Genomic DNA, 23,084 nt, shown 5'->3' on the forward strand with positions numbered 1-23,084 from the left:
CGGTTACATTCCGAACCCGGAAGCTAAGCCTTACAGCGCCGATGGTACTGCAGGGGGGACCCTGTGGGAGAGTAGGACACCGCCGAACAAATTTTGAGAGAGGCCCACGCCGTCATGGCGTGGGCCTTTCTGCGTTTACGGGCATGGTCCGGCTAGAACGTCACGTCCGCCGTGTCGACCGTGCCGCCCTTTCGGCCGGGGGCCTCCTGCCACTGCCAGTAGAGGTTCGTGTGCGAGATGACCTGCTGCGGTGCCGGCGCACCGTACGCGGTGAGGTCCTCCGTGGTGTGGGCGTCGCCGACCAGGGTCGCGTCGTAACCGCGGACCATCGCGCCGTGCAGTGTGGAGCGGACGCAGGCGTCGGTCTGGGCGCCGGTGACGACCACGCGGCCCACGCCGTGTGCGGCCAGGACGGACTCCAGTTCGGTGTCCTCGAAGGAGTCACCGTAGCGCTTGTGAATGAGGGGCTCGGTGGCCTCCTCACGGGTCAGCTCCGGCACGTACTGCCAGGGGGCGCTGTCCGGCTTCAGCTCGTCGCTGGAGTGCTGGATCCAGATCACCGGGACCGCCTCGGAACGGGCCTTGGTGATCAGGGTGTTGATGTTGGCGATGACCTCGTCGCGGTTGTGGGAACTGTCCACCACCCCGTTCTGCACATCCACGATCAGCAGGGCGGTGTTCGGTCGGTTCGGCAGAGTCGTCATGGCGTCCACAGTAGGCGGGAGCACTGACAGCGGGCCCTGTGCGAGCGTCGTAAACGGGGTGAGCATGGTGGGCGGTGGCGGCTACCGTGGCCGTATGAGTGCGATGACCAGCGGTGATTACGTTGTTCGTGCGATACGGGCCGAGGAGTGGGAGGACGTGAAGCGGCTGCGGCTGGTCGCGTTGCGGGACCCGGTGGCGCGTATCGCGTTCCTGGAGACCTACGAGGACGCCGTGGGCCGGCCGGACTCCTTCTACCAGGAGCGGGCCGCGCGGTCGGCCGACGAACCGAGCGGTGCGCGGCAGTTCGTCGCCGAGGCTGCGGACGGGGAATGGGTCGGGAGTGTGACCGTACTCGTCGAGGAGGCCGGGTCCACGGACTGGGCCGGGGCCCGGGTCGAGCGGCGGCAAGGGCATGTGGTCGGGGTGTTCGTGCGGCCCGAGCACCGTGCGAGCGGGCTGATCAAGGCGCTGTTCGACGCCGGTGTGGCCTGGGCGCGGGAACGGGGTGCCGAACGGGTACGGCTGCTGGTGCACCAGGACAACGCGCGGGCCCAAGGGGCCTACCGCAAGGCGGGGTTCGTGCCGAGCGGCGTACTCGTGCCGTTCGTCAAGGACGAGACGGAGAACGAGGTGGAGTTCGTTCTGGAGTGGCCGTCCTAGGCACTCGGCCGGACCGGCAGTTCCCGGTGCGGCCAGCGGGAGCGGGCCTGTTCGTGGGAGCGAAGCAGCGCCAGGGTCGGCAGGCCCTGGTCGACGCCGGTGGCGAGCAGGTCGGGGAGCTGGGGGAGCGGGGCCACGGCCGCGACGTCGTCCAGGACCAGGGTCAGTGGTGGGTCGAGCCGACCGGAGGATGACCGTTCGGCCATGCGCCGGCCGCGCTCGACCACGCTGGAGACGAGGGCCGTCAGGAGGGGCATCGCGCCGGGGTTGGTCCTGGGGTCCTCGATGGATTCACCGACCACATAAAGCGTGCCCCCTTCGGCCACGAAGGAATCCAGGGCGAGGGCATCGGATCGGTTGGGTGTGCAGGCCTCGCGGATGTTGACCGTGAAGAGGGCGGCGAGCGCCCGGGCCGTCAACTCCTGTGCGATGTCGCGGCGTTCGGGGTGGGAGGTGAGTGCGGCTTCGAGCTCGCCGGCCGCGCCGGGGGCCGCCTTCGGGTGGGTGCGGAGGGTTCGTACGGCGTCCTGGACGCCGGTGCCCTGTGCCCAGCGGTGGACGTGGCGGATCGTGCGGTTCTCCAGGGCGGCGGCGTGGAGGTAGCTGCGCAGGAGGGTCTCGGCCGTGTCGGTGACCGCCTGGTCGATCTTGGCGGTGGGTTTCACGGGGGTGAGAAGGGCCTGGGCGCGCAGGACCGCGGTCTGCTTGTCCTCGCAGTTGGCCGTGGGGGACCAGTGGAAGCGGGCCGGGGTGTCGCAGAGGTGGTTCGGGTCGTAGAGGAGGGCCGGGCCGAGTTTGGCCCTGGCGTCCTTGGTGTCGGACCAGAGGGCGGGGTTCGAGGTGACGACGAGGGCGGGTCCGGCCGCGTCGCGGACGGCCTGGGTCGCGGTGGTGTGGCGGGTGTCCTTGGGGGCGATGTGGATCTCCGTCCACCTACCCACCAGGCCGCCGTTGGCGGCGGGGTGAGCGTAGAAGCCGTCGGGGACGGGGCGGGCCGGTGCGTCACCAGGGGTGGAGTGGGCCAGTGCGCTGATCGGGCCGGGGGCCGGGTAGGTGCCGTGCGCGTCGTGGCCGGCCTGTTCGAGTCCCGGGGCTCCAGCGTCCGGGACTGCCGCTCCCGGGACGGCCGGGTTCGAGGCTGACGCCCCCGAGGCCGGCGTCTGTGTCGGTTCGTGGCCCGTACGTGGCTCGGGAACCGCGGTGGTCGCCGCCGCGTACTTGTCCGCCGTCCGTCTTCTTCTCCCCGCGCGCCATCTCGCCACCGTGCCCATCACGAAGATCGTCAGGACCAGCAGGATCATCAGCTGGCCGATGAACAGGCCCCAGAACAGGCCCCATCCCGACAGCCGGGCCGGCGGTGTGTCCGGCCAGGCGCCCGTGATGTCGTGCGGTTCGCCGACGAGGTGGCGCATCGCGAGGGGGGTGTGGGAGAGGTCGACGGTCGACGGCCAGGCGCCGTGGGAGAACCAGGCCGCCAGGCCGGTCGCCGTCCACACCATCACCGTGATGCCGAGCAGGAACGCGAGTATGCCGATCAGCAGGCCGTCGGGGATGCCGCCGCCGCTCTGCTGTTCGCGCTCCTGCCGGGGGTCCGGTCTCACGATCGGGTCCTCCCTACGCCACCGTCGATTCCGAGTCGCCGAGATGCTGTTCGACGAAGGCCGCCGCCCGCTCCTCCGCCTCCAGTTCGGCGGCGCGCAGGGCGTCGTCGGCGGCGGCGAGCTGGTCGGCGGACGACTCGGTCATCGCGCGGTCGGTGAAGACGAGCGGGCGTTCCGTCTCGGTGACCAGGTGTTTGACCACCTGGACATTGCCGTTGACGTCCCAGACGGCGATGCCGGGGGTGAGGGTGGGGATGATTTCCACCGCCCAGCGGGGGAGGCCCAGTACGCGGCCGGTGGCGCGCGCCTCGTCCGCTTTCTGGGCGTAGATCGTCCGTGTCGACGCCATCTTCAGGATCGCCGCCGCCTCCTTCGCCGCCGCGCCGTCGACGACGTCGGAGAGGTGGTGGACGACCGCGACGAAGGAGAGGCCGAGCCGTCGGCCGAACTTCAGCAGCCGCTGGAAGAGCTGCGCCACGAAGGGGCTGTTGATGATGTGCCAGGCCTCCTCGACCAGGAAGATGCGCTTCTTCCGGTCGGGGCGGATCCAGGTGTGCTCCAGCCATACGCCGACGATCGCCATCAGGATGGGCATGGCGATGGAGTTGCGGTCGATGTGGGAGAGGTCGAAGACGATCAGCGGGGCGTCGAGGTCGATGCCTACCGTGGTCGGGCCGTCGAACATGCCCCTCAGGTCACCGTCGACCAGGCGGTCCAGGACCAGGGCGACGTCCAGGCCCCAGGCCCGTACGTCGTCTATGGCGACGTTCATCGCCTCCGCGGACTCCGGCTCGGGGTGCCGTAGCTGCTCGACGATGTCCATCAGGACCGGCTGGCGGTCCAGGATCGTCTCGTTGACGTACGAGTGCGCGACCTTGAGGGCGAAGCCCGAGCGTTCGTCGAGTCCGTGGCCCATCGCCACCTCGATGATGGTGCGGAGCAGCGCCAGCTGGCCGGTGGTGGTGATCGACGGGTCCAGCGGGTTCAGGCGGATGCCGTGGTTCAGCGCCGCCGTCGGGTCGAGCCGGATGGGTGTTATCCCCAGCTCTTCCGCGATGAGGTTCCACTCGCCGACGCCGTCCTCGCCCTGGGCGTCCAGGACGACGACCTGGCGGTCCCGGAAGCGCAGTTGCCGTAGGACGTAGGTCTTCTCCAGGGCCGACTTGCCGTTGCCGGACTCGCCGAGGACCAGCCAGTGCGGGGCCGGGAGCTGCTGGCCGTAGAGCTGGAACGGGTCGTAGATGTAGCCCTTGCCGGAGTACACCTCGCGGCCGATGATCACGCCCGAGTCGCCCAGGCCGGGGGCGGCGGTCGGGAGGTAGACCGCCTGGGCCTGGCCGGTGGAGGTGCGGACCGGGGAGCGGGTCGTCTCGACCTTCCCGAACAGGAAGGACGTGAAGGCTTCGGTGAGGACGGACAGCGGGTCCCTCATCAGCGCATCAGCCTCTACCTTCGGATTCCGGTGGCGAAGGGAAGTGTGTTCACGAAGGCGCGGTGGTGCTCACGGTCGCACCACTCCAGTTTCAGGTACGACTTTCCGGCGGACGCCCTTATCGTGCGCTTGTCGCGGTTGAGGGCCTCCGGGGTACGGGAGGAGACCGTGATGTAGCCGACCAGGTTGACGCCGGCCGCACCGCTGGCCAGGTCCTCGCCGCGCTGGTCGAGGCGGTTGTGGGCGGCGATGTCGCGGGGGTCGACGGTCCGGTTCATCTTGGCGGCGCGGGACGCCTCCGCCTCGTCGTTGGTCTTCTCGGTCAGCATGCGCTCGATGGCCACCTCGGTGGGTTCGAGGTCCATCGTCACGGCCACCGTGCGGATGACGTCGGGGGTGTGGACCAGGAGGGGCGCGAGGAAGTTGACGCCGACGGGGGTCATCGGCCACTCCTTCACCCAGGCCGTGGCGTGGCACCAGGGCGCGCGGGTGCTGGACTCGCGGGTCTTCGCCTGGAGGAACGTCGGCTCCATGGCGTCCAGTTCGGCCGGCCAGGCGTTGCGCTGGGTCATCGCCTGGATGTGGTCGATGGGGTGGTCCGGGTCGTACATGGAGTGGATGAGGGAGGCGAGCCGGCCCTGGCCGAGGGGCTGGCGGACACGGATGTCCGCCTCCTGGAGGCGGGAGCAGATGTCGGTGAGCTCGCGGGCCATGACGACCGCGAGGCCGGCGTCGCGGTCCAGCTTGCGGCCGGACTGCGGGCGGGCGGCGCGGGCCATCGCCTGGGCCTCCGCGGCCAGTTCGCGGGAGTAGTGCATGCAGGCGACCAGGTAGGCGCGGTGCTGCTCGCTGCTGGTGGAGACCATGGACTGCAGCTGGTCGTAGGAGCGGGACAGCCAGTCCGGGGACTCCTCGTCACCGCGCTGGGCGACGTCCTTGGCGTGGGCGTCGGGGTCGGCGGGGAGGGTGCGGGCGAGCATCTGCAGGCGGGTGACGAAGCCGTCGCCGTTGGCCACGTGCTTGAGGAGGGTGCCGAAGCGGTCGACGAGGGCTTCCTGGTCCTCGGAATCGCGCAGGCCGACGCCGGGCCCCTCGATCTCGATGGCCGCGGTGACCGTCTTGCGGTCGGCGTGGAGCAGGACGGCGATCTCGTCCGGGCCGAACGGGGCGGCGAGCCAGCTGATCCGGCCGATACCGGGCGGGGGACCGACCTCGACCTCACGGCCGTCGATCCGGGTGCCGGCCTCGGCGGCCGCGGAACGGTAGACCGTGCCCTGGCGGAGCGTCCGCTTGAAACTGCGGTTGATCTCGAACCACCTGTAGAACGTACGGCGCTTGTACGGCACGTAGACCGCCGCCAGCGCGAGCAGCGGGAAGCCCATGAGCAGCACGATCCGCAGGGAGAGGACCGGGACGAGGAGCCCGCACATCATGCCGAGGAACGCGCCCGCGATGATCAGCACGATCTCGCCGGATTCACGGTTCCGGCCGACGATCGCGTTCGGCCGGGCGCGGCCGATCAGATACGTACGGCGGGGCGTGACCGGATGGGAGAGATGGGACTCGGTCGTCAACGCCCTTCACCTCCCGAGCTGTTGTTGCGGGTGTTGCCGGCGTGCGGGGTGTTCATCGGGCTGGGCGCGCGGGGTGCGGGTGCGGCGGAGGGGACAGATCCGCCGCCACCACCGTTCGGGGTACGCGTGCTGTGCGCGGCGACGCCGCCCGAGGCCGGGTTGGACGGGCGGGCACCGGAGGAGGCGGAACCGCCGCCCCCGCCCCCGCCGCCGTTGTTGTCGGCGCGGGCGCTGTGCGTTCTGATGCCCTGGGCGACCAGGTTGGCGGGGCTGCTGATGACGGCGGCTGCCTTGCCCTCGGCGCCCGACATGATGCGGTTGCTGCGGCCGGCCGCGATCTCGTCGCCGAAGCCGGGGACGAAGCGGTAGATCATCGCGCTGGCGAAGATGGCGAGCAGGATGATGGCGAGGCCGGAGACGACGGCGGAGAACGCGTCGGGGCCGCCGTCGGAGGACAGGGCGCCGGCGAGGCCGAGCACTATCACGATGACCGGCTTCACGAGGATGACGGCGATCATGATGCCGGCCCAGCGGCGGACGTGGCCCCACAGGTTCTTGTCGACGAGTCCGGCGTAGACGACGGTGCCGAGGAGGGCGCCGACGTAGAGCAGGGCGGCCCGGATGACGAGCTCCAGCCACAGCACTCCGGCGGCGAGGATGCTGACCAGGGAGACGACGATCAGCATGATCGGGCCGCCGCCGATGTCGTCGCCCTTGCCGAGGGCGCCGGAGAAGGTACCGAAGAACGTGTCCGTCTGGTTGCCGGTGGTCTTCGCGAGGACGTCGGTGACGCCGTCGGTGGCCGATACGACGGTGTAGAGGATGAGGGGCGTGAAGGCGGACGCCAGCACCGTCAGCCAGAGGAAGCCGATGGCCTCGGAGATGGCGGTGCCGAGGGGTACGCCTCGCACCGCGCGCTTGGCGACGGCCAGGAGCCAGAGCAGGAGCGTAAGGATCGTCGACGCGGCGAAGACGACGGCGTACTGCTGGAGGAACTTCTCGTTCGTGAAGTCGACGTTCGCGGTCTCCTTCACGGCGGCGCTGAGCTTGTCGACGGTCCAGGAGGCGGCCTTGGCACACCCCTGAGCAAGCGAGGAGAGGGGGTCGAGGGTGGAGGTGAGGGGGTCGGTGGTGCCGCCGGTGCCGCCGGTGCCGCCCTTCTCGCAGTAGTCCTTCGCGGGACCGCGAATGAGGTCGCAGGCGTCGTTGCTCGCCGTGGGGGACGGAGTGGCGGAGGGCGTGGGGGCGGCGACGGCGTGGGTGGCCAGCAGCACCGCGGCCGTTTGCAGGGTGCCGAGGACCGCGCTGACTTTGAGGAAGCGGTGGCTAGCGCGCATACGTGAACCCTCCGAACTCCTCCACGGCCCTGGTCATGTCGTCGGCGGTGGAGGCCTGCTGGTCACGACCGACGGGGACTGGGCCGTCCTTCTGCTGGAAGTCGGTGATCTTCCAGTCGTCATCGACCCACGTCAGTTCATAGGTGGTGGTGTACCAACTCTCGGTCACCGGGTTGGTCGAGGCCGCGCCGGACAGTCCGAAGAGCGAGGTGTACCAGACCGCGACCGTGGCGGCGTCCGTGCTGGACGCGGTGACCTTCGTGCCCACCGGGATGACCCGGGAGATGAAGGTCTCGCCGACCGGTGTGCTGCCATCGTTGTTGAGGCCGATGTTCGTGAGGAACTTCGCGCTGGAATACGCGCTGTCCAGTCCCGCTTGTCTGCTCGCGGCGACGTCGGGGGCGTAGATCGTGTTCACGAGCGCGTGCCGCTTGGCCATGACGAACATGTCGGTCGAGCCAAGTGCAACGGAATAGTTCGCCGCCGCGCTCTGCGCCCCCTGCACACTGCGCGCGAACCCCGCCGGGATTCCCTCGGTGTTCTTCGTCTCCACCGGCTTCGTACCGCTCGCCGCCGTTGACGAAGTCGTCGGCTGCCCCCCGTTGCCGGTGCCGCCTCCGGTGCCCGTCGCCGATGACGAGTCTCCGTCCCCGCCTCTGTTCGCGAAGGCGATCGCCGCGATGAGGAGGACGACCACGCCGACGACCGTGACCAGGCTTCTGGAGGAGGAGCGGCCGCCGCGGCGGGACGCGCCGCCGTACGGGTCGCTCTCGGGCAGGCGGGTGCGAGTGTGACCCGTCTCCGGGTAGCCGGGCTCGTCTCCGAGGCTCATGCCGCGTACTCCCCCTCCACGTCGTACCGGAACGCGTAGCAGTACGACGGTAGCCGTGCTGGTTCCCGCGCGGGCGCGGTGTGGTGACTCGACATCAGGGAAACGCAACCTCGGAGCGGGGGAAAGGGAGGTGCAGATTGGCTAGACGGCCATGCCGTACACGATCGTGAACAGGGTGCCGAGTGAGCCGATGATGAAGACTCCGGTCAGTCCGGCGATGATGAGGCCCTTGCCCTGTTCGGCACTGAAGGTGTCACGGAGGGCCGTGGCGCCGATGCGCTGTTTGGCGGCGCCCCAGACGGCGATGCCGAGGCAGAGCAGGATGGCGACGGCCATGACCACCTGGATCATCGTCTTCGCCTCGTTACCCAGGCTGCCGAAGGGGCCCCAGTCCGGAGCGATCCCGCCGATGATGGTGTTGATGTCTCCCTTGTCGGCCGCATAGAACACGTAAGTCACCGCCCCTGGTGGGTAGTTCCGTTCGCCCCTGCCGGGTGCAGAGGTCACGCATCATTCTCGCCGAAAACGTCGCCGGAGTATGTCGACTTGACGTCATCGATTGGCGGGTTTCGTACGAAAGGCTCGTACGGTCACTCTGTGTATCACGGCAGGTCACGCCGGGCAATGAGGCCTGAGCGGAACCTGTCGTGTGGTTCCGTCGTTGACCCCCTCTATGACCTGGCACGTTTGATGACGGCCGGTCGGGTGAGGGATCGAGACGATGTTCTCACGGTAGTCATGGGGAAATGGCCAGTGGACCCCGGCCGATGCCGGGGCCCACTGGGTCGGTGACGGGTGCTCAGCCCGCGAAGGCCGTGACGCCCTCCGGGGTGCCCCAGCCGGTCGGACCGTCGTAGCCGGTCGTGGCGGTGCAGTAGTACGAGGTGGTGCAGGTGCCGTTGTTGCCGCTGGTCACGTCGTTGAGGTACGAGGTGCCGGCGTAGCCGTAGGGGAACTTGGCCGGGTAGGAGCCGCTGGACGGGGTGCCGGCCAGGGCGTAGACGCCCGCGATGATGGGCGCGGAGACGCTGGTGCCGCCGAAGGTGTACCAGCCGGCGGTGACGCCGTAGGAGTCGTAGACGGAGACGCCGGTCGCCGGGTCGGCCACCGCGGAGACGTCCGAGATCATGCGCTTGGTGCAGCTGGAGTCGGTCTGCCAGGTGGGCTTGGCGTCGTAGGCGGAGCAGCCGGAGCCGGTGCCCTCGGTGCTGGACGTCTTCCAGACGGTCTCGGTCCAGCCGCGGGTGGTGGAGGAGGTGGCGAGCTTGGTGCCGCCCACCGAGGTCACGTACTTCGACGCGGCCGGGTACTCGGCGCCGTAGCCCTCGTCACCGGCGGAGACGGTGATGGCGACACCGGTGTGGTTGAAGTACGAGGAGTCGTACGAGGTGTCGGACGAGGACTCGCTGCCGCCGTAGCTGTTGGAGACGAACTTCGCGCCCAGGGTGACCGCCTCGTTCACGGCGGTGCCCAGGTTGGCCATGGTGGCGCTGGTCGCCTCGACGAGCAGGATGTTGCAGTTCGGGCAGATCGCGGAGGCCATGTCGAGGTCGAGGGAGATCTCCTCGGACCAGCCGGCGTCGGACGAGGGCAGCGAGGTCGTGGAGCCGGTCTGGCTGACCTTCTTGAAGCAGCCGTTGGCCGTGGTGCAGGCGGAGAGGCCGTAGTACGAGCGGTAGGTCGCGAGGTCGGTCTCGGCGTTGGGGTCGTTGTACGCGTCGACGATCGCGATGGTCTCGCCCGAGCCGTTGGAGGCGGCGGCGGAGGTCAGGCCGTAGGCGGCCCGGAGGTTGGTCGGGCTGTAGCCGGAGGGAGTGCTGGCGTCGGCGGCCTTGGGGGTGACGCCGGTCTTCGCGGCCCGCTCCTTCTGGTAGGCGGTGAGGCCGCCGGTGACGCGGTAGGAGTTGCAGGCGAGTTCGCCCGTGTGCTTGGGGGTGGCACAGGGGGTCGCGGTGTAGGTCACCTTGGCGGAGGAGACGGAAGATGCCGCGTCGGCCTGGACGGCGGTGCCGAATCCGGTGAGCAGCAGCGCGGCCGTGGCCGCTGCCGCCGTGCCGATGCGGCGCCAGCCACCGCGTATGGAAGGTCTGTTGGGGGGAGTGGAACGCATGCGTGCAGCCTCCTGAGTTCCGGTATGGGGGAGGAACAGGGGCGGTGCGGGTGCGATCTGGTGCGTTGTGGTGCGCGATGAGAATCCTTTGTTGAGTACGCGACAACAAGAGGGTTCAGGAATCATGACTTCCGCATTGCCGAACGGGGCGCCCGCGTGACTCGTCGATGGCCGCCCGTTGTCCTGCGGGTGACAGGCACTTGACTCAACTCACAGCCAGTTCAATGGAGTTACCAAGGCGGCCAGGAATAGGAAAAAACGGGCCACGGCCGGCTGCCGTGACCCGTTTCCCTTTGCGTGCCGCCGAGGGGACCCCACGTCCCCCTTACGGTGGCGGCTCCCCGTGACCCGACGGGGAGGTCCTGCGGTCGGGGCTCAGCCGGTGAAGGCGTCGGTCCCTTCCGGGGTGCCCCAGCCGGTCGGGCCGTCGTAGCCCGACTTGGCGGTGCAGTAGTAGGACGTGGAGCACGAGCCGTTGGATCCGCTCGTCACGTCGTTCAGGGCGGAGGTGCCGGCCGCCGCGTAGGGGTACTGGGCCGGGTAGTCGCTGCTGCCCGGCGTGCCGGCCAGGGCGTAGACCGAGGCGATGATCGGCGAGGAGGCGCTGGTGCCGCCGTAGGTGTTCCAGCCGGTGCCGTCGGCGCCGTAGGAGTCGTAGACGGAGACGCCGGTGGCCGGGTCGGCGACCGCCGACACGTCGGCGATCATGCGCTTGGAGCAGCTGGTGTCGGTCTGCCAGGTCGGCTTGGCGTCGTAGGCCGAGCAGCCGGAGCCGGTCCCCTCGGTGCTGGACGTCTTCCAGACGCTCTCGGTCCAGCCGCGGCTGGTGGAGGAGGTCTTCAGGGCGGTGCCGCCGACGGCGGTCACATAGCGGGAGCCGGCCGGGTACTCGGCGCCGTAGCCCTCGTCACCGGCGCTCGCGGTGATGGCCACGCCCGCGTGCTTGTAGTACGAGGTGTCGTACGTCGTGTCCGACGACGACTCGCTGCCGCCGTAGCTGTTGGAGACGAACTTGGCGCCCAGCTTGACGGCCTCGTTCACCGCGGTGCCCAGGTTGGCGTCGGAGGCCGACTTGGCCTCGACGAGCAGGATGTTGCAGTTCGGGCAGGTCGCGCTGACCATGTCGAGGTCGAGGGACTCCTCGCCGGCCCAGCCGCTGTCGGCGGAGGGGAGCGAGGTCGTGGAGCCCGTCTGGCTGACCTTCTTGAAGCAGCCGTTGCCGGTGGTGCAGTCCGACAGGCCGTAGTACGACCGGTAGGTCGCGAGGTCTTCCTCGGCGTTCGGGTCGTCGTACGCGTCGACGATCGCGACGGTCTCGCCCGAGCCGTTCGAGGCGGCGGCGGAGGCCAGGCCGTAGGCCGACTGGAGGTCCGAAGGGCCGTATCCGGTGGGGGAGTCGGAGGCGGCGTCCGGCTTGACGGTCTTCGGCGTCACGCCCTTGAGCGCGGCCTGCTTCTCCATGAAGGCGGTGGTGCCGCCGGTGACCCGCAGGGCGTCGCACGCGGCGAAGCCCTTCTTCGGGGTGGCGCCGCAGCCGGCCTTCTCGTACCGCACATGGGCCTTGGCGACCTGGGCGGCGACGGCCTTGGCGCTGACCCTGTGGGTCGTGGTGGCGGTGGCCGCGGTGGCGTGCGCCGCGGTGCCGAGTCCGGCGACGAGCAGGGCGGCGGTGGCCGCGGCTGCCGAGCCGACGCGGCGCCATCTGCCGCGTATGTGGGGGGTGTCGGGGGTGGTCGTACGCAACGTACAGCCTCCTGGAAGAGGGGGACAGAGGCCTGCGGGTGGGGGCCACCGGTGTGGTTGCCGGTGGGGGCGGCGGCCCGCGACGACCATCGCGTTGTTCAGTACGCGACAACAAGGTGGGTTTCGGAATCCTGACTTCCGCGTTACTGAAGGACGGTCGGGGCTTACTGATCAATGGGCCGCGGATGGCCGGAAGTTGGGGTCCGATTGACCTGGAGGGCGCTGGAGGTGGTGACTCAATGCGCGTTGATCGGGGCGTACCGAGCTGTCAGCGGGGCTTCAGGCCGTGCAGCAGGAGATGGACGTGTTCGTCCAGGCCGGCCAGCGCCTCGTCCGCCGGGAGCGTGCAGTTGGCGACCAGGGCCGCCAGGCCGTGGACGGCGGAGGCGGCGACGAGCGTGATGCGCTCCGGGTCGCCGTCGACGATCTCGCCCCGCTGCTGGGCGTCGGCGAGCAGTCGCACGAAGGAGCCCATGGAGCGGTCGACCGCCTCGGCCAGCGGCGTGGAGATGTCCGGGTCGTGCTTGCGGGAGAACATCAGCTCCAGCAGTTCGGGGTTCTCGACGGCGAAGGTCAGATAGGTCCGGGCGAGCGTGACGATGCGCGGTTCGAGGGGGGCGCCCGGATCGTCCGCCGACTCCAGGCCCCGGTTGAGACGGTCGTACCCGCTGAGCGCGAGCGCGTCCAGCAGGGCCTGCTTGTCCTTGAAGTGCCGGCCGGGCGCGGCGTGGCTGACGCCGATGTCGCGGGCCAGTTCGCGCAGGGACAGCGCGGCGGCGCCCTTCTCGCGCAGGGTGCGTTCCGCGCTGGCGAGCAGGGCGGCGCGCAGGTCTCCGTGGTGGTAGGGGCGGCTTTGCGACATGAAGGTCATCCTAACCCGGATGTTGACGGTGCCAGCTTTGTTGACACCGTCAGCTTTGTTGGCGTTGCCATCTTTGTTGTCATTGACAGCATTGTTGTCGACGCCTACATTGGCGGGCATGGCGAAGAAGACCGGCACATGGAACGCATCCGACCTCCCCGACCTCTCCGGCCGCACGGCCGTGGTCACCGGTGCCAACAGCGGCATCGGCTTCACCGCCGCGGACGCGCTGGCCCGGGCCGGTGCGCACGTGGTGTTCGCGGTACGGGACCCGGAGCGCGGGCGCGCGGCCGCCGCGCGGGTGAACGGCAGCACCGAGGTGCGCCGCCTGGACCTGGCGGACCTGGCCTCGGTTCGGGAGTTCGCGGCGGGCTGGGACCGCCCGCTGGACCTTCTGATCAACAACGCGGGCGTGATGATGCTGCCGGAGCAGTCCACCAAGGACGGCTTCGAGATGCAGTTCGGCACGAACCACCTGGGTCACTTCGCGCTGACGAACCTGCTGCTGCCGCATCTCACGGACCGGGTGGTGACGCTCTCCTCCGGGCTGCACCGCGGGGGCGACGGCGTGATCCACTTCGCCGACGTCAATCTGCGCGGCACCTACAACCCGACCCGCGCCTACGCCCAGTCCAAACTGGCCAATCTGCTGTTCACCCTGGAACTCCAGCGCCGGCTGACGGAGGCCGGCTCCCCGGTCCGCGCGCTGGCCGCCCATCCCGGCTACGCGGCCACCAACCTCCAGAGCCACACCGCCAGCCCGCTGGCCCGGCTCGGCATGCGCCTCGGCAACCTCCTTGTCGCCCAGGACGACCGCTCCGGCGCCCTCCCGACGCTGTACGCGGCGACCCAGGACCTGCCCGGCGCCAGCTACGTCGGCCCCGACGGCATGGGCGGGATGCGGGGCGCGCCGGCCCTGGCCGGCCGCAGTCCGGCGGCGAGCGATCCGGTGGCGGCCCGCAGGCTGTGGACGCTGTCGGAGGAGATGACAGGGGTGACGTGGCCGCTCGGGGTGGAGGCCGTGTGACCGCGGCCCGGTAGCCCGGCGCCCAGTACCCGGACGCCCCTCGGTCCGTCCGCACCCGCCGGATACGGTGAGCCGATACGACGGATACGGCGGATACGACGGTTCTCCGGGAGGCGGCCGGATGAGCGGTGGCGTGGACTTCGCGCTCGACGGGCGTACGGCCCTGGTGACCGGCTCCGCGCGCGGACTGGGCCTGGAGATGGCCCGGGGACTGGCGGGCGCCGGCGCGCGGGTGATCCTCAACGGGCGTGACCCGGCGACGCTGGAGGCGGTGGCCGGGCGGCTCCGCGACGACGGTCTCGACGCGGTGGGCGCGGTGTTCGACGTCACCGACCGGGAGGCCGCCGAGGAGACGGTGACCGCCCTCGGCGCGATCGACATCCTGGTCAACAACGTGGGCCACCGCGACCGGCGCGGAGTCCACGAGATGACCCCCGACGAGCTGTCCGCGCTTCTCGACGTCCACCTGACCTCGGCGTACGCGCTGAGCCAGACGGTGGCCCGGGGGCTGGCCGCGCGGGACGTCCCGGGCCGGATCATCAACGTCTCCTCGGTCGTCGGCCAGCTGGGGCGCACCGGGGACGTCGCCTACGCCACGGCGAAGGCGGGCCTGGACGGTCTGACCCGGGCGCTGGCGGCCGACCTCGGCCCCAGCGGCACGACGGTGAACTCGGTGGCACCGGGCACCTTCGCGACGGACGTCAACGCCGACCTGGCGGAGGACCCGGAGTGGGCGCGGTGGCTGCGCACGCGCACGGCGCTGGGCCGCTGGGGCCGCCCCGCCGAGATCGCCGGCATCGTCGTCTTCCTGGCGAGCGACGCGGCGTCCTTCATCACGGGCCAGACGATCGCGGTCGACGGCGGGATGACCACGACGTTCTGAGGGCGGGCGCCGGCCGCATCCCGTACGGGCGTGCGCCGAGCGCCGTTGACCTGTGGCCGGCCCGGTTCACAGAGAAATCTCAGTCAAGTGGGGAACCGTTTCTCACCTTTGTGGGACACAGTGGGGGCTGATGAAGCGCACCTCACGCATCTCTTCCGTATCGCGCCGTGTCGCGCTCGGCGCGGCGGTCGTGCTCGCCGCCACCTCGGCCTCCGTGGCGGCCGCCGACGACGGGCCCGGGCCGTTCGGGGTCACCGCGGTGGTCGGGCCGACCGCGGAGAGCGCGCGGGTCGGGGCCCTGTTCGGCGCCGACAAGGCCGGGAGTCTGGCCGGCAACCACTTCTGCACCGCCTCCGTCGTGCACAGCCCGCAGCGGGACCTGATCGTCAGCGCCGCGCACTGCGTCGACGGCGACGACACCACCGGGCTCGTCTTCGTGCCGGGCTACCGGGACGGCCAGGCGCCGTACGGGGTGTGGAAGGTGGGGAAGCGGTACCTGCCCGACGGGTGGGCGAAGGGGCAGGACGAGGACAGCGACGTGGCCTTCGCCGTCGTGGCCGAACGGGATGGTAAGAGGGTCGAGGAGGTGACCGGGGCCAATCGGTTCGTCAGCGGCATGGCCACCGGGGCCACCGCCGTGACCGTCACCGGGTATCCCGACTCCCGTGAGGTGCCCGTCAGTTGCACCAACAAGCCCGTCGCCCACAGCGCCACCCAGCAGCGGTTCGACTGTCCCGAGTTCACCGGGGGTACCAGCGGGAGCCCCTGGGTGAACGGGGACCACGAGGTGGTCGGGGTACTGGGCGGCCACGAGCAGGGCGGTTCGACCCCCGACACGTCCTACAGTGTCGTGCTCGGGAGCGAGGCCGGCGAGCTGTACAAGGACGCCGTGGCCGGCTGAGACGGCGTCATGTGCGCCGTCCTGCTGTGAAATAGCGCCACTCTCCGCCGAAATGGCGTTGAACAGCCCTGACATGGGGGAGGGTTGGGGCGTGCGGAAAGTATGGGTGATCGGTGGCGCGGCGGTCGGCGTCGGGCTGAGCTTCGTCATGCTGCTCGTCGTCGGGGTGTACGTCGTCGCCGGGAACCTGCTGGGCGGCGCCGGCGGTGCCGGCAAGGCACTGGCCAAGGGAGCCGTACCGGCCGCCTACTCCACGCTCGTGCAGAAGTGGGGCAACCTGTGCTCCGCGATCAATCCCGCCCTGCTCGCCGCGCAGCTCTACCAGGAGAGCGGGTTCAACCCGAAGGCGCAGAGCGCGGCGGCCGCGCAGGGGATAGCTCAGTTCATCCCGGGGACCTGGGCCACCCACGGCATCGACGGCGACGGCGACGGGGACCGCGACGTCTGGGACCCGAATGACGCGATTCCGTCGGCCGCCTCCTACGACTGCCAGCTCGCCTCGTACGTCAAGGACGTCCCCGGCAACATCTCCGAGAACATGCTCGCCGCCTACAACGCGGGGGCGTACGCGGTCATCCAGTACAAGGGTGTGCCGCCGTACAAGGAGACCCAGAACTACGTCAAGACGATCACCACCCTCGAGGACAGCTTCGCCGCGCCCGTCAGCCGGCTCTCCCCGACCAGGCAGGCCGCCGGCGCCATCGAGTACGCCCAGAACAAGCTCGGCACCCCGTACCTCTGGGGCGGCAACGGCACAGCTCAGGACGGTGGCCGGTTCGACTGCTCGGGGCTGACCAAGGCGGCGTACGCGCGGGTGGGGATCACGCTGCCACGCGTCGCCAACGATCAGTACAACGCCGGTCCGCACCCCTCGCGCAAGGAACTGCTCCCGGGGGACCTGGTCTTCTTCTCCACCGACCTCTCCAACTCCCGCGCCATCCACCACGTGGGGATCTACGTCGGCGGCGGGTACATGATCGACGCGCCGTACACCGGGGCGGTCATCCGGTTCGACCCCATCGACAGCGCCGACTACTTCGGGGCCACCCGGGTCACCGAGGATGGCGCGAAAGCGCTGCCCACCACGGTGTGAACGGAGCGTATAACCCACCCCCTGAGCTGGGGCTTTGTGTCTCTCTTCGATAACGTCTGCGTGATCATTCGGTGGAACCTGGAACGTAGTGATGGGGACCGTGCGTTCCTGTTGACGTAGCCGACCACGGGGGTGGCAGCGAGCGACGCACACGAGGTGCGTCCGGGACGACGACGAAGGGGCCGCAGGCACGATGGCTGTACTCGCCGAATCCGGATCCAACCCCGACGTCGACCTGCTCTACGACATCAACGGCCTGGCCAAGGACGCACCGCACTGGTTCGACCGGGCCATGGAGTTCGTCGGGGAGTACGGGCTGCTGGTCGCGATGGTGCTGCTGGTGGTGTGGTGCTGGTGGTCCGTGCGGCGCCGGGGCGACGCGGACACCGCGTCCACCATGGCCGCGCTGGTGTGGACGCCGCTCGCCGCCGCCATCGCCGTCCTCGTGAACGTCCCCATCCGCGGGTTCGTCGAGCGGCCCCGGCCGTTCCTCACCCACCAGGGGCTCGACGTCCTGGTCTCCGGCAAGACCGACTACTCGTTCGTGAGCGACCACGCGACGATCACCATGGCCCTGGGCGTCGGGCTGTTCATCGCGAACCGCCGGTTCGGGCTGGCGGGGATAGGGCTGGCGCTGGTCGAGGGGTTCTGCCGGGTGTACATGGGGGTGCACTACCCGACGGACGTGGTCGGGGGGTTCGCCCTCGGCACCGCGGTCGTGCTCCTGCTGTCCCCGCTGGCCACGGCTGTGCTGACGCCGGTGATGAAGGCCGTGGAGGGGTCGCCGAGGGCGGGGTGGATCGTGCGGGGGCGGTCGGTGACGGTGGGGTTGGTGCCGGGAGCCCGTACGCCGATGGACCCTGAGGAACGGGACCTGGCGGCGTAGCCGGGGGGTTTCGCTCACCGGCGCCGGCAGGGTGCCGCCGCGCCCACCCGTGCCGCCCTGCCCTGCGGCACGATTGCCCGCAGCTGAGCGGCCCTTCAGGGGCGCGGGGAACTGCGCGATCAGCCCCCGCGCACCCGCGGACGGAAACGACTCCCTACAACCCCTGCGGAGAAGAGAAGAACCGATTCGGGTCGTACTGCTTCTTCACCTTGCCCAGCTTCGTCACGGCGTCGCCGTAGTACGCCTTCTTCCAGTCGGCCAGCGTCGGGTCCGTGTAGTTCTGGTAGGCCGCGCCGGAGGCGTACGGCTTCATCGCCGTGTGCGCCCCGTTCAGCCACGTCTGGCCCGAACCGCCGGAGGCCCCCGCCCCCCACGACACTATGTACTGCGCCAGCATCCGCGACCGCCGGTGCACGAACGCCGTCGCCGTCGGAGAGACCCGGTTCACCGCGCCGCCGAGCGCCGTGAAGGCGATGCTCCCGGCGCCGCCGCGCACCGCGCCGATCTGCCGCAGGGCCGTCTGGATGCCGGCCGCCGAGAGCGAGCGGTCGAAGAAGTCGGAGCGGGCCGCGTAGGTCTCCCGGCCCAGCCTGCCCGCCGTGGAGCGGCCCGGCGTGGACCCGGGCAGGTGGCACTGGGGCTCGGTGGCGAAGGAGGAGCAGCCGGCGTAGCTCTCCATCGCCTCCTCGTAGCCGTGGCGGCGCAGCGAGACGGAGGAGGCGTTGGCGCCGGCCTTGTGGGCGAGCGCGTCCACCGCGTTCTGGAGTTCGCCGTAGGTGCCCATCGAGAAGCAGGCCACGGAGACCCGCGGGCCGCTGCCCGCGTTCTCCAGGTGCAGGGAGGACCAGATCTCGTCCGGCTGGGAGGGGCCCCACTCCTGCCAGGCCTTGAGGACCTGCGCCGCCTTAGACCAGGGCCAGGTCAGGTACGCCGTCACGGCCTGCGGGGTGGGGTGGGTCCTGAACTGCAGCTCGGTCACGACGCCGAAGTTGCCGTTGCCGGCCCCGCGCAGTGCCCAGAAGAGGTCCTTGTTGGTGCTCGCGTTGGCGACCACCTGTGTGCCGTCCGCCGTGATCAGCGTCGCCTGGGTGAGACTGTCGCAGGTCAGGCCGTACGCGCGGGACGCGACCCCGTGGCCGCCGCCGAGGACCAGGCCGGAGACGCCGACGGTGGGGCAGGAGCCCGCCGGGATGGTCACGCCCTTGGCCGCGAGGCCGCGGTAGACGTCGATCAGCTTGGAGCCGGCGCCGACGACCGCCGTGCCGCCGCTGACCCGGATCCGGTTGAGCTTGGAGACGTCGAGGATCAGGCGGCCGTCGCCCGAGGAGTAGCCCGCGTAGGAGTGGCCGCCGTTGCGGATGGAGACCTTCAGCCCGTGGGCCTGGGCGTACGACAGCGTGGTGCGGATGTCGTCCGCGTGGGCCACGTAGGCCACCGCGGACGGCTTCAGTCCGTCGAAGCGGGTGTTGTAGAGCTGGTGTGCCGTCGTCCAGCTCGCGTCGCCGGGGCGGACCAGGGTGCCGTCCAGGGCGTGGGCCAGGGCGGTCCAGTTGGCCGCGGCCGCTGCGCTGGTGGTCTTCAGCGCCGTACGAGAGGATGTGGACGCGAGTGGCGTGCCGGTCGTGTGGGATGTGGTGGCGCCGCCGGAGCTGCACCCCGTCAGTGCGGTCGCCGCGAGGGCGGCCGCCCCGCCCGATATGAAGGTACGCCGTTCCATGCCCGTGCCTTTCGTCGGCTTTCGTGGGACGAGACGGCGTCCGTCGCACAGAGGTTCCCGTGCGGTGTAACGAACGCTGTGACGTCGTAACGGCTGTGATGGCGAACGGCGAATAAATGTTCGCGTAACCCGGCCGTCGGAACCGTGGCGTGCCCTCACCGTGAGCGTTCCGTGACCTAACCGGGTCGACGGCAGGGGTTCACCCTCCGTTTACCTATGGCCATCGGCGGCTTCACCTGTTCTGCCTAATTTCGGCCCTACCCGATGCGGTGAGCGGTCCTAAATGACCAGTCAGGAGGCCCTCACCCATCACGACTACTTCGCACGCCGCCGAAGGTGGCGCCTCTGGAAGGAACCCCCGAAAGTGAAGCTTCAGCGCAAGAACCGGCTGCGCGCCCTGTCTCTCGGTGCTGTCGCTGTCTCCGGCGCCCTGGCCCTGACGGCGTGCGGCTCGGACGACAACGGTGGCGGCAGCGGTTCGAGCACCTCCTCGGCCTCCGCGAACGCCAGCTCCATCAAGTGCGACGACGCCAAGGGCCAGCTGCTCGCCGACGGCTCCTCCGCGCAGAAGAACGCGATCGACGCCTGGGTGAAGGCCTTCTCCCAGGCCTGCGGTGTGCAGATCAACTACAAGGGCTCCGGCTCCGGCGCCGGTGTGACCGCCTTCACGCAGGGCCAGGTCGCCTTCGCCGGTTCCGACTCCGCGCTGAAGCCGGAAGAGGTCACCGCCTCCAAGAAGGTCTGCTCCGGCGGCCAGGGCATCGACCTCCCGATGGTCGGCGGCCCGATCGCCCTCGGCTACAACGTCCCGGGTGTCGACAACCTGGTCCTGGACGCGCCGACGATCGCGAAGATCTTCGACAGCAAGATCACCAAGTGGAACGACGCCGCGATCAAGAAGCTGAACCCCGGCGCGAAGCTCCCCGACCTCAAGATCCAGGCGTTCCACCGCTCGGACGAGTCGGGCACGACGGACAACTTCACCAAGTACCTGATCGCCGCCACCCCGTCCAACTGGAAGTACTCGGGCGGTAAGGCCTGGCAGGCCAAGGGCGGCCAGTCCGCTCCGCAGTCCGCGGGTGTCGCGCAGCAGGTCAAGCAGACCTCCGGCGCCATCGGCTACTTCGAGCTGTCCTACGTCTCGGACGGCGTCAAGGCCGTCTCGATCGACACGGGTGCCAGCAAGCCGGTCGCCCCGTCCACCGAGTCCGCCACCGCCGACATCGCGGCCGCCAAGGTCGTCGGCACCGGCAAGGACCTGGCGCTGCAGCTGGACTACAAGACCAAGGCCGAGGGTGCGTACCCGATGACCCTGGTCACGTACGAGATCGTCTGCGACAAGGGCAACAAGGCCGACACCCTCCCGGCGACCAAGGCGTTCCTGCGCTACATCGCCTCCGAGGACGGCCAGAAGGTCCTCTCCACGATCGACTACGCCCCCGTCCCCGACGACATCATCGCCAAGGTCCGCACCACCATCGAGGGCCTGAGCTAAAGATCCGCGAGTGCGGCCGAGTTCCGTGAGGAGCCCGGCCGCACCGTCCGGTGCACCGCCGCCCGGAGCCGTACGCCCACAAGCCGGGGCGTGCGGCTCCTCCGAGCCGCCCCTCAGGACGGCTCCGCAGACCGGAGAACCCGATGGACATATCTACGCAGACAACAGACGCATCTCCCCCCACCCCACGGCCCGGCACGGCCGAGCAGAAGCGCAACGCCCGCGGTGCCACCCGGGCGGGTGACCGGGTCTTCCTCGGTCTCTCCCGCGGATCCGGCATCCTGCTGCTGGTGATCATGGCCGCGATCGCGGTCTTCCTCACCTACCGTGCCGCCCTCGCGATCAACCGCGACCACGGCAACTTCCTCACCACTTTCGAGTGGAACACCAACATCCTCCCGCCGACCTTCGGCATCGCGGTCCTGGCCTTCGGCACGGTCGTCTCCTCGATCATCGCCATGGCCATCGCCGTCCCGGTCGCCGTCGCGATCGCGCTGTTCATCACGCACTACTCGCCGCGCAGGCTCGGCGGCACCATCGGCTACGTGATCGACCTGCTCGCCGCGGTGCCGTCCATCGTGTACGGCCTGTGGGGCGCGCTGGTCCTGGTACCGCACATGACCGGCCTGTTCGGCTGGCTCGACAAGTACTTCGGCTGGACCGGGATCTTCTCCTGGGACGGCGGAGCCCCCCGCTCGATGCTGACCGTCGGCGTCCTGCTCGCGATCATGATCCTGCCGATCATCACCAACGTGAGCCGCGAGGTCTTCCGCCAGGTCCCGCAGATGCACGAGGAAGCGGCACTCGCTCTCGGCGCCACGCGCTGGGAGGTCATCCGCATGTCGGTGCTGCCCTTCGGCCGCTCCGGCGTGATCTCCGCCTCGATGCTCGGCCTCGGCCGTGCGCTCGGCGAGACGATGGCCGTGGCCACCGTGCTCTCCCCGGACTTCGACATCCACGCCAGCCTGCTCAACCCGGGCGGCGGCACCTTCGCCCAGAACATCGCCAGCAAGTTCAGCGAGGCGACCGCGGACGGCCGTGACGCGCTGATCGCGTCCGGTCTGGTCCTGTTCGTCATCACCCTGCTGGTCAACGGCGCGGCCCGCATCATCATCCAGCGCCGCGCGGAGTACTCGGGGGCCAACGCATGAGCACCGCAGCAGTCAAGCGCCCCAGCACCCTGCAAGGCGCCACCCTCCCCAAGTGGTCGCCCTACGCCATCATCGGCGGGTCCATCGTCCTCGGCGTGGTCATCGGCCTCGTCGGCGGCCTGGACAGCAAGATCCAGTGGGGCCTGATCGCCGCCCTCCTCTACGTCTTCGGCACCTACGGCATCGCCGCCCGGGTCGAGGGCCGCCGCCAGGCGAAGGACCGGATCGCGACCTCGCTGGTCTGGGTCGCCTTCATCATCGCCGTCATCCCGCTGGTCTCCCTGATCTGGGTGACCATCTCGCGCGGTGTCAAGGTCCTGGACCCCTACTTCCTCAGCCACTCCATGGGTGTGGTCGCCGACTCCGAGGCCGGCGGCGGCGCCTACGCCGCGATCATCGGCTCCCTGGAGCAGGTCGGTCTCGCCACCGTGATCGGTGCCCCGATCGGCATCCTCACCGCGGTCTACCTCGTCGAGTACGGCCGTGGCCGGCTCGCCAAGGCGGTCACCTTCTTCGTGGACGTGATGACGGGTATCCCGTCGATCGTCGCGGGTCTGTTCATCCTCAGCCTCATGCTGATCTTCGACATGCAGCCCTTCGGTTTCGCCGGATCGCTCGCCCTGGCCATCCTGATGATGCCGGTCGTGGTCCGCTCCACCGAGGAGATGCTCAAGCTCGTCCCCAACGAGCTGCGCGAGGCCTCGCTGGCCCTGGGCGTGCCGAAGTGGCGCACGATCCTGAAGGTGGTCCTGCCGACCTCCATCGGCGGTATCACCACCGGTGTCATGCTGGCCATCGCCCGTATCGCGGGTGAGACCGCCCCGGTGCTGCTGCTGGTGTTCGGTAACCCGTTCATCAACAACAACCCCTTCGAGGGTGCGCAGTCGTCGCTGCCGCTGTTCATCTACCAGCAGTACGCGAACAGCGCGGGTGCCAACGCCGCGTACGACCGTGCCTGGGCGGCGTCGCTCACGCTGATCGCCTTTGTGATGATCCTGAACCTGGTGGCCCGCGGCATCGCCCGCTGGAAGGCCCCGAAGACCGGTCGCTGACCGGCCTACAGCGACCGACTCCC

The 23,084-nt window shown here is 69.8% G+C and carries 20 protein-coding genes and 1 rRNA gene; 10 read left to right on the forward strand and 11 right to left on the reverse strand.

What is annotated here, in order from left to right:
* A 5S ribosomal RNA gene (gene rrf / locus ACWDGI_RS23635) occupies window positions 1–88 on the forward strand; the annotation flags it as partial.
* Window positions 89–152: 64 nt separating this feature from the next.
* Here the strand turns inward: rrf and ACWDGI_RS23640 are convergent.
* Window positions 153–704, reverse strand: a complete 552-nt coding sequence (locus ACWDGI_RS23640; protein WP_450762016.1) for an isochorismatase family protein — start codon at window positions 702–704, stop codon at window positions 153–155.
* A 94-nt stretch (window positions 705–798) separates the two neighbouring features.
* Here ACWDGI_RS23640 and ACWDGI_RS23645 point away from each other — a divergent pair, with 94 nt between their 5' ends.
* Entirely contained in the window at window positions 799–1,365 is a 567-nt protein-coding gene (locus ACWDGI_RS23645; RefSeq protein WP_450762018.1) for a GNAT family N-acetyltransferase, read from the forward strand.
* Here the strand turns inward: ACWDGI_RS23645 and ACWDGI_RS23650 are convergent.
* The 9 genes from ACWDGI_RS23650 to ACWDGI_RS23690 all read right to left on the reverse strand — a co-directional run bounded on the left by ACWDGI_RS23650 (window position 1,362) and on the right by ACWDGI_RS23690 (window position 12,865).
* Complete coding sequence (locus ACWDGI_RS23650) at window positions 1,362–2,966, reverse strand: type VI secretion protein (RefSeq protein ID WP_450762020.1); 1,605 nt, start codon at window positions 2,964–2,966, stop codon at window positions 1,362–1,364. The two genes, ACWDGI_RS23645 and ACWDGI_RS23650, sit on opposite strands and share 4 nt — an antisense overlap.
* Before the next feature lie 13 nt (window positions 2,967–2,979).
* Window positions 2,980–4,398 (reverse strand): ATP-binding protein, encoded by a 1,419-nt coding sequence (locus ACWDGI_RS23655; RefSeq protein WP_450762022.1) that lies wholly within the window; start codon window positions 4,396–4,398, stop codon window positions 2,980–2,982.
* Between the two features lie 14 nt (window positions 4,399–4,412).
* Complete coding sequence (locus ACWDGI_RS23660) at window positions 4,413–5,972, reverse strand: SCO6880 family protein (RefSeq protein WP_450762024.1); 1,560 nt, start codon at window positions 5,970–5,972, stop codon at window positions 4,413–4,415.
* The gene (locus tag ACWDGI_RS23665; protein ID WP_450762026.1) at window positions 5,969–7,309 is read right to left on the reverse strand and encodes a hypothetical protein; all 1,341 of its coding nucleotides are present in this window, start codon (window positions 7,307–7,309) and stop codon (window positions 5,969–5,971) included. The genes ACWDGI_RS23660 and ACWDGI_RS23665 overlap by 4 nt, the downstream gene beginning before the upstream one ends.
* The gene (locus ACWDGI_RS23670; protein ID WP_450762028.1) at window positions 7,299–8,141 is read right to left on the reverse strand and encodes a hypothetical protein; all 843 of its coding nucleotides are present in this window, start codon (window positions 8,139–8,141) and stop codon (window positions 7,299–7,301) included. The genes ACWDGI_RS23665 and ACWDGI_RS23670 overlap by 11 nt, the downstream gene beginning before the upstream one ends.
* A 141-nt stretch (window positions 8,142–8,282) precedes the next feature.
* Window positions 8,283–8,591 carry a hypothetical protein gene (locus ACWDGI_RS23675; RefSeq protein WP_351328461.1) on the reverse strand — a complete coding sequence of 103 codons (309 nt, stop codon included), beginning with the start codon at window positions 8,589–8,591 and terminating at the stop codon, window positions 8,283–8,285.
* Window positions 8,592–8,940: 349 nt separating this feature from the next.
* The gene (locus ACWDGI_RS23680; protein ID WP_450762030.1) at window positions 8,941–10,251 is read right to left on the reverse strand and encodes a S53 family peptidase; all 1,311 of its coding nucleotides are present in this window, start codon (window positions 10,249–10,251) and stop codon (window positions 8,941–8,943) included.
* Between the two features lie 375 nt (window positions 10,252–10,626).
* Window positions 10,627–11,994 carry a S53 family peptidase gene (locus ACWDGI_RS23685; protein WP_450762032.1) on the reverse strand — a complete coding sequence of 456 codons (1,368 nt, stop codon included), beginning with the start codon at window positions 11,992–11,994 and terminating at the stop codon, window positions 10,627–10,629.
* A gap of 268 nt (window positions 11,995–12,262) precedes the next feature.
* Window positions 12,263–12,865 (reverse strand): TetR/AcrR family transcriptional regulator, encoded by a 603-nt coding sequence (locus tag ACWDGI_RS23690; RefSeq protein ID WP_450762034.1) that lies wholly within the window; start codon window positions 12,863–12,865, stop codon window positions 12,263–12,265.
* Window positions 12,866–12,974: 109 nt separating this feature from the next.
* Between ACWDGI_RS23690 and ACWDGI_RS23695 the strand changes: the two genes are divergently transcribed.
* The 5 genes from ACWDGI_RS23695 to ACWDGI_RS23715 all read left to right on the forward strand — a co-directional run bounded on the left by ACWDGI_RS23695 (window position 12,975) and on the right by ACWDGI_RS23715 (window position 17,646).
* Window positions 12,975–13,883 carry an oxidoreductase gene (locus ACWDGI_RS23695; protein ID WP_450762036.1) on the forward strand — a complete coding sequence of 303 codons (909 nt, stop codon included), beginning with the start codon at window positions 12,975–12,977 and terminating at the stop codon, window positions 13,881–13,883.
* Window positions 13,884–14,004: 121 nt separating this feature from the next.
* A complete protein-coding gene (locus tag ACWDGI_RS23700; RefSeq protein ID WP_450762038.1) occupies window positions 14,005–14,766 on the forward strand; it encodes an SDR family oxidoreductase in 762 nt (253 codons plus the stop codon).
* A 130-nt stretch (window positions 14,767–14,896) separates the two neighbouring features.
* Window positions 14,897–15,667: a trypsin-like serine peptidase gene (locus ACWDGI_RS23705; protein ID WP_450762040.1), complete on the forward strand. Its 771-nt coding sequence runs from the start codon at window positions 14,897–14,899 to the stop codon at window positions 15,665–15,667.
* A 73-nt stretch (window positions 15,668–15,740) separates the two neighbouring features.
* Complete coding sequence (locus ACWDGI_RS23710) at window positions 15,741–16,760, forward strand: C40 family peptidase (protein WP_450762042.1); 1,020 nt, start codon at window positions 15,741–15,743, stop codon at window positions 16,758–16,760.
* A 193-nt stretch (window positions 16,761–16,953) separates the two neighbouring features.
* Window positions 16,954–17,646, forward strand: coding sequence for a phosphatase PAP2 family protein (locus tag ACWDGI_RS23715; protein WP_450762044.1), 693 nt, complete (start codon window positions 16,954–16,956; stop codon window positions 17,644–17,646).
* A 154-nt stretch (window positions 17,647–17,800) separates the two neighbouring features.
* Here the strand turns inward: ACWDGI_RS23715 and ACWDGI_RS23720 are convergent, their stop codons facing one another.
* Window positions 17,801–19,363, reverse strand: a complete 1,563-nt coding sequence (locus ACWDGI_RS23720; RefSeq protein WP_450762046.1) for an FAD-binding oxidoreductase — start codon at window positions 19,361–19,363, stop codon at window positions 17,801–17,803.
* Window positions 19,364–19,727: 364 nt separating this feature from the next.
* On the opposite strand from ACWDGI_RS23720, the gene pstS reads away from it, so the two are divergent.
* The 3 genes from pstS to pstA all read left to right on the forward strand — a co-directional run bounded on the left by pstS (window position 19,728) and on the right by pstA (window position 23,061).
* Window positions 19,728–20,858 (forward strand): phosphate ABC transporter substrate-binding protein PstS, encoded by a 1,131-nt coding sequence (pstS, locus tag ACWDGI_RS23725; RefSeq protein WP_450762048.1) that lies wholly within the window; start codon window positions 19,728–19,730, stop codon window positions 20,856–20,858.
* A 143-nt stretch (window positions 20,859–21,001) separates the two neighbouring features.
* Window positions 21,002–22,009 (forward strand): phosphate ABC transporter permease subunit PstC, encoded by a 1,008-nt coding sequence (pstC, locus tag ACWDGI_RS23730; RefSeq protein WP_450762050.1) that lies wholly within the window; start codon window positions 21,002–21,004, stop codon window positions 22,007–22,009.
* On the forward strand, window positions 22,006–23,061 hold the full coding sequence (gene pstA / locus ACWDGI_RS23735) for a phosphate ABC transporter permease PstA (protein ID WP_450762052.1): 1,056 nt from the start codon (window positions 22,006–22,008) through the stop codon (window positions 23,059–23,061). The genes pstC and pstA overlap by 4 nt, the downstream gene beginning before the upstream one ends.
* Window positions 23,062–23,084 lie beyond the last annotated feature (23 nt).

This window comes from Streptomyces sp. NPDC001220 (assembly GCF_053597895.1).

Excerpts from the sequence above, each read along its gene's own strand:
- ACWDGI_RS23690 (WP_450762034.1), bottom strand. The coding sequence starts at position 12,865 with ATGACCTTCATGTCGCAAAGCCGCCCCTACCACCACGGAGACCTGCGC.
- ACWDGI_RS23640 (WP_450762016.1), bottom strand. The coding sequence starts at position 704 with ATGACGACTCTGCCGAACCGACCGAACACCGCCCTGCTGATCGTGGAT.
- pstC (WP_450762050.1), top strand. The coding sequence starts at position 21,002 with ATGGACATATCTACGCAGACAACAGACGCATCTCCCCCCACCCCACGG.
- ACWDGI_RS23720 (WP_450762046.1), bottom strand. The coding sequence starts at position 19,363 with ATGGAACGGCGTACCTTCATATCGGGCGGGGCGGCCGCCCTCGCGGCG.
- ACWDGI_RS23645 (WP_450762018.1), top strand. The coding sequence starts at position 799 with ATGAGTGCGATGACCAGCGGTGATTACGTTGTTCGTGCGATACGGGCC.
- pstA (WP_450762052.1), top strand. The coding sequence starts at position 22,006 with ATGAGCACCGCAGCAGTCAAGCGCCCCAGCACCCTGCAAGGCGCCACC.
- ACWDGI_RS23655 (WP_450762022.1), bottom strand. The coding sequence starts at position 4,398 with ATGAGGGACCCGCTGTCCGTCCTCACCGAAGCCTTCACGTCCTTCCTG.
- ACWDGI_RS23670 (WP_450762028.1), bottom strand. The coding sequence starts at position 8,141 with ATGAGCCTCGGAGACGAGCCCGGCTACCCGGAGACGGGTCACACTCGC.
- ACWDGI_RS23680 (WP_450762030.1), bottom strand. The coding sequence starts at position 10,251 with ATGCGTTCCACTCCCCCCAACAGACCTTCCATACGCGGTGGCTGGCGC.
- ACWDGI_RS23665 (WP_450762026.1), bottom strand. The coding sequence starts at position 7,309 with ATGCGCGCTAGCCACCGCTTCCTCAAAGTCAGCGCGGTCCTCGGCACC.
- ACWDGI_RS23700 (WP_450762038.1), top strand. The coding sequence starts at position 14,005 with ATGAGCGGTGGCGTGGACTTCGCGCTCGACGGGCGTACGGCCCTGGTG.
- ACWDGI_RS23715 (WP_450762044.1), top strand. The coding sequence starts at position 16,954 with ATGGCTGTACTCGCCGAATCCGGATCCAACCCCGACGTCGACCTGCTC.
- ACWDGI_RS23695 (WP_450762036.1), top strand. The coding sequence starts at position 12,975 with ATGGCGAAGAAGACCGGCACATGGAACGCATCCGACCTCCCCGACCTC.
- ACWDGI_RS23710 (WP_450762042.1), top strand. The coding sequence starts at position 15,741 with ATGGGGGAGGGTTGGGGCGTGCGGAAAGTATGGGTGATCGGTGGCGCG.
- ACWDGI_RS23705 (WP_450762040.1), top strand. The coding sequence starts at position 14,897 with ATGAAGCGCACCTCACGCATCTCTTCCGTATCGCGCCGTGTCGCGCTC.